The organism is Paenibacillus algorifonticola, from assembly GCF_050481745.1.
Classification (GTDB): Bacteria; Bacillota; Bacilli; order Paenibacillales; family Paenibacillaceae; genus Pristimantibacillus; species Pristimantibacillus algorifonticola_A.
The window spans coordinates 486,898-498,756 of record NZ_JBCNGR010000006.1 but is presented as its reverse complement, the minus strand read 5'-3'; the positions used below and the strand labels follow the sequence as shown (position 1 = coordinate 498,756).

The following is an 11,859-nucleotide window of genomic DNA, read 5'->3' as shown; positions in this document are numbered from 1 at the left end:
AAGAAACAAGTCAGGTTTTATGCCATTCCATTTTTCTTTTCGGGCCAATCAAAAGCTTATTGCGTTGTTTTCGCGGCATTCTACATCACGTGAAAAAACTATAAAATATAACAAAAGCATCACTCCCCTAACAAAAAAGGCTGGACGCTTTATGCATCCAGCCTTTCACCATTCCAACCTTCCCCCTAACCGGAAGGAAGCAAAAAAACATTGTCTCCTCTAAAGCTTCTCTAGTCAGAAGCCCCAGCCGCATCTGCCTTCACTATTATATCACTCCAAATGAGCCGAATGATCGTGCCTTGCCCCAGAGTAGTCACGACCGTGATTTTGCCGCCCATCGCTTCGGTCAGCCCTTTGGCAATCGCCATCCCAAGGCCCGAGCCATTCGGCGAGGAGGCCGTATCCGTACCGCGATAATAACGTTCAAACAGCCGATTCAGCGTGCGCTCGTCCATGCCGCCGCCATTGTCGGCAAATTCGATCGTCATACCTCCATTCCTCTGCTTATCCGCAACGATCAATGAGACGGTTAGAACAGTTTCCGGTGCATTATGCAGAAGCGCATTTGCAGCAATATTGTTAACGACACGCTCCAGCCACGGGGTATAGAGCTGAACCCTCACGACTTTTTGGGCTGATGCCTCAAACCTGATTCGTTTTTTTCCATACAGAGGATCATCTGCCGCCAGCTGCAGCGTGTCTCGCAGCCAGCCATTCAATTCCACTTCTTCAATCTCAGGTGGCAAAATTCCCGTCTTTAATCGATACGTCATCGCCAGGTCGCTGATCAGCATGTCCATATGAGCCGATTTTTCCAGCATCGTTGCTGAAAATTTGCGCACATCCGCCTGAGACCAATCATATTTGGGCTCCACCAGCAGATGGGCATAGCCCGTGATGGAGGACAAAGGCGTCTTCAAATCATGGGTAACACCGGCAATCCATTCCTCCCGCATGCTTTCCGTTTGCTTCCGCATCTCCTGCTCGCGCTGCAAAGCGGCAGACAGCTTGTCAATGGATAAAATGACATCGGCAAAAACACGGTATCGCCGCCGCCATTTACCAGAAGGCAGCCGGCTACGCGGCAAACCCTTGCGATCCAGCGGCTCTAGGTAAACGGCATTGCCGATGGCATCGAGCCATACCAGCATATGCAGCAATGGAGCGCCAAACCGCCGCGCCTGCCATAGCGACAGCAGCAGGAACAGGATCAGCATCGCGGCAAACATCGCAACGACGCCAATGATGACAATTTGCGCTTCGGCTGGAATGAGCGGCTCCTCTCCTGCTGCCCCTGTTCCAGCATTTTTTTGCCCAACAATCCATGTCTGCTTCGTCTGTTCATTATAGGAAGATTGAATGAGATAGCCGTACCTGTCGGAGTAGAGCGTCCGAAGTACCAGCTCCTGAACGGAATATTGCCCCGGAATGGCATCCGGCTTATTATAGGAAGCAAGCTCCTTGCCTGCCTGATCCAGCAGTTGCACAAACACTTGGCCTTTCTTTAGCCCGAATCCCATCTCATCAGGAAGCAGAAGCTGCCCGTCTTGCGCCGCAAATCCACCATCGTTCACCTGTGCTAGTACCGGCTGCAAATAATTCGGCGCGCCATAAACGAGCGTGTAAAGCCTGCCGTTCTTCTGTTGAATCCAGACGGCCAAGTGGTAAGCAAACGGCTGCTTCCCTGTCCAATATGCGACCAGCTCGCCCGGCCCATATTGCTTGGGAACATCCGCTGGCGTATTATAGGAGCTTTCCACCTGCCCGAGCTCATCCAGGCTTTGCAGCCAGCCGCCATTTTCCTTCACCTGCTTCAGCAGGCTGGGATCAAAGCGAATACCCTCTGCTCCAAGCTCCGAAGATTCAACTAGCTTCTCCAGCCCCACGCTGGCAAAATCACGCGTAATGCTAACTTCGTTAAACTTTTGCAGCATCCAGACTACCGTTACAGCAGACATGAGCAATACGATTGTGCCCGCAATCCCCAACTGGAGGACAAATCTCATTGTCAATTGCCGCCGCATATTCATCGCGTGCCATTCTCCCGCAGCGGCCCTTGAACGAGCTTGTAGCCAAGCCCTCTCACATTGACGATATATTGGGGATTGGATGGATCAGCTTCAATTCGTTCCCGAATCCGGTGAATATGAACCATTACGGTATTATCGTCGCTGAAGGCATCGTCGCCCCATACCTTCTCGTACAGCTCGCTTTTGCTGAAAATCCGGTTCGGGTTTTTACATAGAAACAGCAGCAGTTGAAAGACAAGCGCCGGACAGGCAACCGCCTGCCCTTCCACCGTCAGCTCGCCCGCTGCTTCATCCAATGTAAATCGTCCATAATCAAAAACAGGGCTGTCATACCCTCGCTCCGTCTCCACTACACTGCCGCCATTTATTGAAGTAGACGTGCCAAAATATCGCCGCAGCTGCACCCTTATCCTCGCCACCACCTCAAGCGGATTGAAGGGCTTCGTAATATAATCATCGCCACCGATGGCAAAGCCGGTCAGCTTGTCGAAATCCGAAGTGCGCGCGCTCAAAAATAAAATCGGAGCATCTGTCGTTTGCCGGATAAACGGACATACCTCGATTCCGCTGCGCCCCGGAAGCATCACATCCAGAACGATTAAATCATATTTTTTCGCCGTACAGGCAGCAATCGCCGCTTCTCCTGTTCCAACGCTGTCAATATTCGTATAGCCTTCCTTGCGCAGCACTGTCTGTAATAGCTCCAGCAGCGCCTGTTCATCATCCACTAGCAAAATTGCTGCATTTTCCATTATACCGCCTCCCTTCATTATCTGTGCTGTAATTACGCTATTTCTCCATCATAGCATGATAGCCCTGATTAAAAACGCTAGGCCATCTTAACGGAAGCTTAATTCGTCATAACGGCGCAGCGCTGAAAGTTAAGGCAGCGTTAAGCCGCGGTTTCATAGCAGCTAAGAGTGGCCTGCTACTATAGGGTTATAGATGATAGGAATATAGAGGAGGAGATTGGAATGAAGAAACCATCATTTAAGAGGATTAAACGTGCCGGAACTTCGGTTAAAATAGCTGCTGCTGTCGGCACGCTAGCCGTGATTTTAACTGCCTGCGGGGGCGAGGATACAGCGGCAACCAGCAATAGCGGGGCAACAAATTCCGCCGCAGCAGCTAATCAGGCAGAAAGCGCTGCCTCAATTCCGCCAGCTGCGACGGAGTCAGCAGCAAATCCAAGTGAAGCGCCGGTAACACCGGAGCAATTGCCAGAGGCTCTGCTTGCAGGCAATTATAAAGGGATTTATGAGCGCTTTAGCGCCCCGTTTAAGGAGTCGGTTAGCGAGGCTGATTTTATTAAAATGGCCGAGTCGTTTATGAGCGGCGTGAAATCGCTCGAAAAATCCTCCATTTTGAACAAAAGCGGCGCTGAAAAGCGAACATGGGTGAGCGATTCCGGAACGAAGGGAATTGTCGGCATTTTTGATGCGGAAGGCACGATTATTGGACTTCAAGTGAAGGAGCTCTCCCCTGCAACGGAAACAGACAGCATCCTGACAAAAAATAGCTACAGCCTGCCGTTTCACGGGGAATGGCTTGTCATTTGGGGCGGAAATAATGCGCTAGTCAATTATCACTATGAATATGAGAGTCAGCGGTACGCCTATGATTTTGTACAGGCGAAGGACGGTTATTCCTACGAAGGCGATCCATTGAAAAATGAAAGCTACTTCGCATTTGGCCAGGATATTCTAGCCCCTGCGGACGGTACGGTCGTATCGGTCGTTAACGACATTGCCGATAACGAGCCCGTGGGCGTCATGAATGAAAAGGTGCCTGCCGGCAATATGGTTGTCATCGATCATGGAGGCGAATACAGCTATCTCGCCCATATGAAAAAGGGTTCAGCAGTTGTAAAGCCAGGCGACAAAGTCAGCAAAGGTGATGTCCTTGGACAGACGGGCAATTCCGGCAACTCCAGCGAGGCCCATCTGCATTTTCAGCTGTCTGACGGTAAGGATTTGTTCACCTCATCAGCAATTGCAGTGAAATGGGAAGGCGGCATGAAGCCTGTGCAAGGAGAAACGATTGGCAGCGCTGAATAAGATAGCATAGCAAACAGCTGCAAGCATCGGTCTTCTTAGACCCTGCTTGCAGCTGTTTTTTGTTTCTCACGATCTTTTGCGCCAGAAGGGCGTTTATTTTTTTGCCGTATTTTTCAATGAAACCTTATTAAACGCTTATAGACGAATGTTGTCTTGCGATAGTCTTGCTCCTCATAAAGCGATATAGGAGCCTCAAGCTGCTGGCCCATCTGGAACAGCGATTCCGCCTCCAGCATCAGCTGCTCTCCTATCCCTTTGTCCAAATATTCCGGATGTACGATAAGCCCGCCAATATAGGGAACGTCCCCTCGCACATGCAAATGAATCGAACCGACGATCGCGTCGCCCTCCACAACCGCTTTGAGAAAAATATGGTCTTGAAACTGCTTCCTTATAGCCGCCAAGGACGAAATGGAAGGCTCCAGCCTGTATGCTCCAAATCGGCCTGCAAGTCCTCTGCTCGCTGCTTGCTTCAGCGCGATAAGGGCTTCGGCATCGGATACGAGCGCTATTTTTATTATCATCTGCTCTATCACCTCTTTGAGCGTACATTCTATAATCCGCTTTTAACCATTTACTATTTATTATATAAAATAAAACTGAACTGATTCTGAACACTTCTCCTGTTCCAATAGGCAAATAAAAAAACAGAGCAAGAGAATTGCTTTTCTCTTGCTCTGCTTCTTGCTCTGCTTTCTCTTGATCTGCTTGCTCTGGTTGTTGGGTTGATCCGCTTAATCTAAGTAATCTGCTTTGGCTATTAACCAAACTGTGCCTGATGGAGCCTGCTGTAAATGCCGCCCTGGTGAACCAGCTCCTCATGACGGCCCTGCTCCTCAATGCCTTGCGGGGTAACGACGACGATGCGGTCAGCGTTTTTGATCGTCGCCAATCGGTGCGCAATAACGAGCGTCGTCCGGCCCTCCGACAGCTCGGCCAGCACCGCACAGCCAAAATCCAGCATGAACAGCCCTCTATAAGGCTGGTAATAAGAAAAAAAACGACGTATCATCAGCTTACTCCAATCCCCCTTATCATCTGTCTCTTTAAAAAGATATAGAAAACAGCGTTGGGAGACAATGGATTAATGTAGGCTGCAGCGCTATTATTTCACCAGCCAAGCAGTAAGCTCTTCCAATTGTGCCGAAGTGGCAATGGGATCAAAATACCAGGATTTATCTCCGTGCCAGATATACACCCGATCATTTTTAACGGCATCCAGTGTTCCCCAGATCGTATCTACCTTTAAATCCTCAAGTGTATGAGTCTCGGAAGTGAAAATGATATAGTCGCCTGCATACTCTTCCAATATTTCCATCGATATTTCGAGCGACTGCTCCTTCATGACTTTAGCTGCATGTTTTGGTGGAAGTTTGCGGTCAAGCGCATGATAAACGGCTTGTCCGCCACGGCCAAAATTATCCCCGAATACGCCTACTGTTTTGCCCCAATCTTCCATGAGGGAGAAAGTCGCTTCGGCTGGCACATGCTGCGCAACCTGCTCGCGCGCCTGTGCAATTTGCTTATCAAAATTGGCAAGCCATGCCTCTGCCTCCTGTTCCTTGCCTAGCACTTGGCCGAAAAACTCAATTTCTTCGTGTACCGTTTTCAAATTGCCGAAGGGCACGAGCACGGTTGGAGCAATTTTGCTAAAGGATTCATAGGCCATTTCATTGCCGGTAACGATCAAATCGGGCTGCAGCTCCAAAATTTTCTCCAGCGATATACTTTCGTATTCGCCGATATTTTCTACGCCGGCAAGCTCGGCCTTATAGTAGGGATTTTCGAGGTTTTTTTGCGGCGTGCCAACGGGCTTCACATCAAGCGCAATAAAGCTGCCCAAATACAGATCGACTACGACGCGCTGCGCCTGATTCGGTATTTCTATATCTCCTTTTATGGTCTTAATAATCCGCGTTCCACTTGCCGCTTCAGCTTGCGGCGATGCATCAGGCGACTTCTGCTCTGCTGATGCTTGTACATTTCCAGCATTGCCGGAAGCAGCTCCCTGCGGCGGCGTCGCACCCGAGCAAGCGCTCAAAAACAAGGTTAAACTGATCAGCATCGTAGCTAACAATCTTTTATGGCTAAACATAGGTAACTCCTCTTCTCTACTGTGTTGATAATAATTATCATCCTCACTATAAAGCTTGGAGCTATAGTTGCCAATGGAGAATATGCGCCCGATCGCTGGATTTTTTGCTCCTTTTTCGAGCTGTCCCCTCTGGGTCCGAAATCGTATAGGAGACTGGCCGATATGTTTTTTGAACATCCGTCCAAAATAATATTTATTGGACAGCCTACGTATATCGCTATTTCTTCCAAGGTCGATTCCGAGTTCAGCAGCAGCTCCTTGGCATGCTTCAGCCTGATTTGGGTTAAATATTGTATCGGGCTAACACCTGTCTCCCTCTTGAATAATTTGACGAGATGACCTACGCTGCATTCCAGCAGGTCCGCAAGAGCGTCCAGGGCAATAGAGCTGGCATAGTGCTCCTCCATATAACGGATCGATTGCGAAACAAGATTGGCCCGCGCCAGCTGTACGCCATCCCTGTGAAGCTGCCATAGCAGCTCGTACACACACTGATAAAATAAAGCTTTAGCGTGGAAATGCTCCAGCTCTCCGCCCTTTTTCCAGCTTCGCTCCAGCTCTTCTATTCTTGAAAATAAAGCCAAGGAAGAATGCGGCACTAAGCGGTATTGCAGCTGAAAGGGACGATGCTGATGCAGCAAATCCAAAATCTCCTGCCTGCTCGGAAGCGGAATAACCGCCTTATAAAATACGATGACATATTCGAATGGCTCTGCTGACGGCCTAATGTCCAAACATGCCCCTTTGCCGCCGTGCAAAACGTGAAATCGCTTCATGCTGCTGGTCCCGCCGTCCAGCTCCACCTCAGCACTGCCGCGCAGCGCATATAAAAAAAAGCTCGATGGAACACGGTAAGCACACAGCTCCTCATCTATGCCTAATACGACGCGCCTTATATCCAGCAGCCTTATCGAAGCACGATTCCATACTGCCGTATGTTCATTCAGCTTTAACACCTTATACACTCCCTGTCTCTCACTCCAAAAAAGCCTTTAACGTTATTTATTATTCATCATAATTGATAAACGTTATCATTCACAACCCTATCTTGATAATGGCTTATATAAAAAAACCAATTGACAGCGCTTCCCAAAAAATGATACTATCTTCTCCCTGTCATTTTAACAACGTGAGGAGGAAAGCACTTGATTGAGGTTAACGGAATTAGCAAGTCATTCCTGGTGTCGAAGCGGCCGCCGGGCTTGGCGCATGCGGTGAAATCGCTTTTTCGGAGGGAATACACGGTCGTGGAGGCGCTGCAGAATATTTCATTCACGATTGGCTCTGGCGAAATTGTCGGTTACATTGGCCCGAATGGAGCCGGAAAATCGACAACGATTAAGACGATGAGCGGCATTCTTGTACCAGATAGCGGGACGTGTTCGATTATGGGGTACACCCCTTGGAAGGATCGCGTTCAATATGTGAAAAATATCGGTGTCGTGTTCGGACAGCGCTCTCAGCTATGGTGGGACGTTCCGGTACTGGACTCCTTCGAGCTGCTGCGCGATATCTATCGCATTCCCCCGCTGGAATACCGATCTACTCTGGCACTGCTCGTGGAAACGCTGGATTTACAAGCGCTGCTGCATACTCCCGTTCGCCAGCTCAGTCTTGGACAGCGCATGCGCTGTGAAATTGCCGCTTCGCTGCTGCACAATCCCAGCCTGCTGTTTCTCGATGAGCCGACGATTGGGCTCGATGCCGTATCGAAAATCGCCGTCAGGCAGTTCATTAAGACGATCAATGAGGAAAAAGGCGTTACCGTCATTTTAACGACCCATGATATGTTTGATATTGAGGCACTCGCAAGCCGCCTGCTGCTCATCGGCAAAGGCAAGCTGCTTTATGACGGCACCGTGCAGGGGCTGCGCAGCCGCTATGGCGGAAAAGTTGAGGCGGCTCAAGCTTCACAGCTGCAACAGGCATCCGCTTCAACGTCTGAACAGGGCCATTTTAACGACAGCCTGTCTATCGAAGACATTGTTGTGCAAATGTACAAGGAGTACGCACTATGATCAAACCTTATTACGCCGTACTCAGGCTGCGGCTCAGCAACGGGCTGCAATACCGTGCCGCCGCATATGCAGGCATCGGGACGCAGTTTTTTTTCGGCTTTATTTTCATTATGGTGTTTGAAGCCTTTTATGCCCAGGCTAGTGCAGCCGCACCTCAGATGAGCCTCTCCGAGGTTGTCGCCTACTGCTGGCTCAAGCAGGCGTTCCTTGCCTTCATCGTTTTATGGCTGCGGGACAATGAACTGTTTCAGCTCATTACAAGCGGAAATATTGCCTATGAGCTGTGCAGGCCAAGCGGCATTTACGGCCTCTGGTATGCCAAGCTGCTTGCCCAGCGGCTGTCCAGCGCTTTGCTTCGCTGCCTGCCGATCCTGCTGGTGAGCTTGTTTCTGCCACAGCCCTACAGGCTTGAGCTGCCGCCTGACTTTACCGCCCTCTTCCTATTCGTCTGCTCGCTTATCATAGGCTTGTTCCTGATCGTAGCCATCTCTATGCTTATTTATATTTCCGTATTTATTACGATGTCACCAGCTGGCTCCCTGCTGATGTTCAGCGTGTTTGGCGAGTTTTTCGCCGGCATGATTATTCCGGTGCCGCTTATGCCGGATTGGATGCAGCGGATCGTCTACGCTCTGCCCTTCCACTGGACCGTTGACTTCCCGTTTCGCGTCTACACCGGCAACATTTCCACGACGGATGCCGCAACCGGGTTGCTGTTTCAGCTGCTGTGGCTTGCCGCCCTTATTTTCCTTGGCAAAATCGCGATGAACAAGGCGCTGCGACGCGTCGTTGTACAAGGAGGCTGATGGGGCGATGACGCTTTATTTTAAATACATGCTGCTGCTGTTCAAAGCGCAAATGCAGTACCGCGCTTCTTTTCTGCTGCTCGTGCTTGGACAATGCTTAACGCCGTTCACCGTATTTGCCGGGCTATATTTCATGTTCGAGCGCTTCGGGGAAATGAAAGGCTGGAGCTTTTACGAGGTGATGCTGTGCTTTGCCATTACGCATATGGCTTTCTCGATTACCGAATGCTTCGCCCGGGGATTTGATATGTTCTCCTCCCTAGTTATCAGCGGGGATTTCGACCGGCTGCTCGTTCGCCCGCGGGGAACCATTCTTCAGGTGCTCGGCTCCAAATTTGAATTTTCCCGTGTCGGGCGCCTGCTGCTTGGTATCGGCGTGCTGATCTGGGCGATTACGAATCTGGACATCCCGTGGACGCCACTGAAAATAACCGCGCTTGTGCTCGCGCAAGCATCCGGAGTTATTATTTTTGCCAGCATCTTTATTCTATGTGCCTCTTTCAGCTTCTGGACCGTGCAGGGGCTCGAAATCGCCAATATTTTGACCGACGGCGGCCGGGAAATGGCGCAATACCCGCTCAGCATCTACCATAGGCGCATTCAGCAATTTTTCACCTTTATCATCCCGTTCGGCTGTGCCAATTATTTGCCGCTGCAATACATACTTGGCCGCGTGGAAAGTCCGATGTATGCTTTTCTGCCGCTGGCAGGACTGCTTTTTCTCGTGCCTTGTCTGCTCATCTGGCAAATCGGCGTTCGGCGCTACCGCTCGACCGGCTCTTAGCGCTGCTGGTTTAGGTTGCTGAACTGAAATAAGCCGCAGCACTCGCAGCACACTGATTTTGAAAAACAAACAGCCAGCACTAGCCGAAAAGAGACGGCAGGCGCTGGCTGTTTAGCATTCTTTTTCAGGCTAAGTTAATGAATATTTCCCGCGGCCTTCAGCCGCTCGGCAATGGCGGCAAAATCCTCCGCGGAAATGCCAGGAGCAAATTCTTCCTCCACCTCTGGATATTCCGGTACAGGCACGCCTTTCGGCAACCCATGAATAACCTCTAGCGGCTGCCCATCCTCTGGATGCGTGCCCTTCCAAATTTGGTCAATCGTTTTAAAATCGTTGTCGCTGTACGTATACAGCTTCGTATGAACGCCCTTCTCCTCATACTTGCGCGCTTCATTGAACGCTTTGTTATTAAGCGAAGGGATCGGAATCAGCTTGGTTACATCGACACCGGTCGCCACTTGCAGCGCCTTGGCATAGGCAACGACATGGACGCCGCCCCGCACGAGCAAATAGCCCACCACTTCGCGCGCAGCTGGATGGGAGGTCATTTCGTACACCTTCATTTTATGAGTTCTGGCGCCAACCTCCAGAAAGAAATTATGCAGCAAATCTTCAACTAGATTCCCGCTGTTGAATACATGTACGCCTGTCCAAGGCCGGCCCATAGAATCAACGGGCAAAGCGCCTTGTCCACCTGTCAGAAACGGAAGCGACATGCGCCAGTCCTTGACGGATTTCAGCGGCGATTCATCCGGCTTGCCCGGCGTAGTGGAGCCATGCAAGCAGTGGTTAATCGCGTGGGAGACAAGCTCGACATGTCCCAGCTCCTCCGCCGTGATACTCGTAACCAAGTCATAAAAAGGGCGCAGCTTCGTTTTCGAGCGAAAATTAAACGATTGGTACAAATAGTTGTTCAGCGTGGACATTTCGCCAAATTTCCCGCCCAGCAGCTCTTGCACCGCAGCCGCCGCGTTCGGCTCAGGCCGCCCGACATTCGGAATTTCGATCAACACTTCATCCAAGCGTTTGAACATGCATCTGCCTCCAGTATTCTCAAGATTGGATTCCTCTGACGGCGCCAATAAGCTGCGACACTTTATTATTTGCTGCATCAGGGAACGATATCCGTAATGAGAAGATGGAGGGGATAAAGTTATGTTTTTAGAACTCTGTAATCTACTGTAGTCCTATGTATCCCTTTACGGTCCTTGTTTTCTGAACTCCGTTGGAGACAGGCCCGCGATTTTCTTGAATTGCTTTGAAAAATAAAACAGGTCATTAAAACCCGCCTGCTCGGCAACCTCGCTAACGCTGAGCGTTGAGTCGGCCAGCAGCTCCTTCGCCTTTTCAATTTTCAAACGAGCGATGTATTGAATTGGCGGCACGCCCATTTGCTCCTTGAACATTCTTATAAAATAGTTCGGATGCAGGCACGCCCGCTGCGCCAGATCTTGAATGGTAATATCGCTGCCGCTATTCATATGGATATAGCTCAAAATTTCCGTCAGCCGCTGAGTGGCAGCCGCTTTTTTCAAGCTGATGCTCTCCTCGCTCTGCTGCATAACGAACAACGAAAACAGCTCCAGCAGCTTCGCTTTGGCAAGCAGCTTGGCGTAGATCGTCTGATCGTTCGCATAAAACACCAGCTCGGCAAAAATCGTCCGTACCCGCTCCTGATCAGCAGCCGTGCAAAGATAAGGCATATCCAGCAGCTTGAACAGGTTGATTTCCCCGACCTTGGCGCTGAAATGACACCAATATTTGCGGTAGGTGTCGCTCCCTTCTATGACCGAATACGATTGGGGCACTCCCTCCGGCATCAGAATAAGCTGGCCCGGAACAGGAGCATACTCCTCATCGCCAATTTTGAGCCAGCCGCTGCCATGCTCGATGAAATAGAATTTGCTGTAATCCGGTGTAAAATCGAGATCGCGCCATTCGGTGCTGACCGTATTGTGATGGGCGATAAATAGCTCGACCTGCATATGGGACAAATAATAGGCGAGCAAGGAATGAGCATTCATGAGGCAAACCTGCTTCCATGGTTAATTTTATACAAATAAAAGTTA

At 50.1% G+C, this 11,859-nt stretch carries 11 protein-coding genes and 1 pseudogene; 4 read left to right on the top strand and 8 right to left on the bottom strand.

Annotation, left to right across the window (positions count from 1 at the left end; translation table 11 throughout):
- Positions 1-230: 230 nt before the first annotated feature.
- On the bottom strand, positions 231-2,030 hold the full coding sequence (locus ABEW34_RS05700) for a sensor histidine kinase (protein ID WP_430155756.1): 1,800 nt from the start codon (positions 2,028-2,030) through the stop codon (positions 231-233).
- A complete protein-coding gene (locus ABEW34_RS05695; protein ID WP_430155753.1) occupies positions 2,027-2,782 on the bottom strand; it encodes a response regulator transcription factor in 756 nt (251 codons plus the stop codon). Before ABEW34_RS05695 ends, ABEW34_RS05700 begins: the two co-directional genes overlap by 4 nt.
- A 222-nt stretch (positions 2,783-3,004) precedes the next feature.
- Between ABEW34_RS05695 and ABEW34_RS05690 the strand changes: the two genes are divergently transcribed.
- The gene (locus ABEW34_RS05690; protein ID WP_430155751.1) at positions 3,005-4,087 is read left to right on the top strand and encodes a peptidoglycan DD-metalloendopeptidase family protein; all 1,083 of its coding nucleotides are present in this window, start codon (positions 3,005-3,007) and stop codon (positions 4,085-4,087) included.
- Positions 4,088-4,200: 113 nt separating this feature from the next.
- On the opposite strand, the gene ABEW34_RS05685 is transcribed toward ABEW34_RS05690, so the two are convergent.
- The 4 genes and pseudogenes from ABEW34_RS05685 to ABEW34_RS05670 form a co-directional block, all read right to left on the bottom strand.
- On the bottom strand, positions 4,201-4,611 hold the full coding sequence (locus ABEW34_RS05685) for a GNAT family N-acetyltransferase (protein WP_430155748.1): 411 nt from the start codon (positions 4,609-4,611) through the stop codon (positions 4,201-4,203).
- 236 nt (positions 4,612-4,847) lie between these two features.
- Positions 4,848-5,027 (bottom strand): annotated as a pseudogene (locus ABEW34_RS05680) (multidrug ABC transporter ATP-binding protein); the annotation flags it as partial.
- A gap of 165 nt (positions 5,028-5,192) precedes the next feature.
- A complete protein-coding gene (locus ABEW34_RS05675; protein ID WP_430155745.1) occupies positions 5,193-6,182 on the bottom strand; it encodes an ABC transporter substrate-binding protein in 990 nt (329 codons plus the stop codon).
- A complete protein-coding gene (locus tag ABEW34_RS05670; RefSeq protein WP_430155743.1) occupies positions 6,158-7,138 on the bottom strand; it encodes a helix-turn-helix domain-containing protein in 981 nt (326 codons plus the stop codon). Before ABEW34_RS05670 ends, ABEW34_RS05675 begins: the two co-directional genes overlap by 25 nt.
- 189 nt (positions 7,139-7,327) lie before the next feature.
- On the opposite strand from ABEW34_RS05670, the gene ABEW34_RS05665 reads away from it, so the two are divergent.
- From ABEW34_RS05665 to ABEW34_RS05655, 3 genes are read left to right on the top strand one after another with little or no spacing between them, the layout of a single operon-like run.
- Entirely contained in the window at positions 7,328-8,200 is an 873-nt protein-coding gene (locus tag ABEW34_RS05665; protein ID WP_430155742.1) for an ABC transporter ATP-binding protein, read from the top strand.
- Positions 8,197-9,006 carry an ABC transporter permease gene (locus tag ABEW34_RS05660; RefSeq protein WP_430155739.1) on the top strand — a complete coding sequence of 270 codons (810 nt, stop codon included), beginning with the start codon at positions 8,197-8,199 and terminating at the stop codon, positions 9,004-9,006. Before ABEW34_RS05665 ends, ABEW34_RS05660 begins: the two co-directional genes overlap by 4 nt.
- A gap of 7 nt (positions 9,007-9,013) precedes the next feature.
- Positions 9,014-9,790: an ABC transporter permease gene (locus ABEW34_RS05655; RefSeq protein ID WP_430155737.1), complete on the top strand. Its 777-nt coding sequence runs from the start codon at positions 9,014-9,016 to the stop codon at positions 9,788-9,790.
- A 134-nt stretch (positions 9,791-9,924) separates the two neighbouring features.
- Here ABEW34_RS05655 and ABEW34_RS05650 read toward each other — a convergent pair whose 3' ends face one another.
- Positions 9,925-10,824 (bottom strand): manganese catalase family protein, encoded by a 900-nt coding sequence (locus ABEW34_RS05650; protein ID WP_430155734.1) that lies wholly within the window; start codon positions 10,822-10,824, stop codon positions 9,925-9,927.
- Positions 10,825-10,989: 165 nt separating this feature from the next.
- Entirely contained in the window at positions 10,990-11,814 is an 825-nt protein-coding gene (locus ABEW34_RS05645) for an AraC family transcriptional regulator (RefSeq protein WP_430155731.1), read from the bottom strand.
- Positions 11,815-11,859: the final 45 nt, after the last annotated feature.

Coding starts and splice junctions, on each gene's coding strand:
- ABEW34_RS05685 (WP_430155748.1), bottom strand. CDS start 4,611: ATGATAATAAAAATAGCGCTCGTATCCGATGCCGAAGCCCTTATCGCG.
- ABEW34_RS05690 (WP_430155751.1), top strand. CDS start 3,005: ATGAAGAAACCATCATTTAAGAGGATTAAACGTGCCGGAACTTCGGTT.
- ABEW34_RS05675 (WP_430155745.1), bottom strand. CDS start 6,182: ATGTTTAGCCATAAAAGATTGTTAGCTACGATGCTGATCAGTTTAACC.
- ABEW34_RS05695 (WP_430155753.1), bottom strand. CDS start 2,782: ATGGAAAATGCAGCAATTTTGCTAGTGGATGATGAACAGGCGCTGCTG.
- ABEW34_RS05660 (WP_430155739.1), top strand. CDS start 8,197: ATGATCAAACCTTATTACGCCGTACTCAGGCTGCGGCTCAGCAACGGG.
- ABEW34_RS05645 (WP_430155731.1), bottom strand. CDS start 11,814: ATGAATGCTCATTCCTTGCTCGCCTATTATTTGTCCCATATGCAGGTC.
- ABEW34_RS05700 (WP_430155756.1), bottom strand. CDS start 2,030: ATGAATATGCGGCGGCAATTGACAATGAGATTTGTCCTCCAGTTGGGG.
- ABEW34_RS05655 (WP_430155737.1), top strand. CDS start 9,014: ATGACGCTTTATTTTAAATACATGCTGCTGCTGTTCAAAGCGCAAATG.
- ABEW34_RS05650 (WP_430155734.1), bottom strand. CDS start 10,824: ATGTTCAAACGCTTGGATGAAGTGTTGATCGAAATTCCGAATGTCGGG.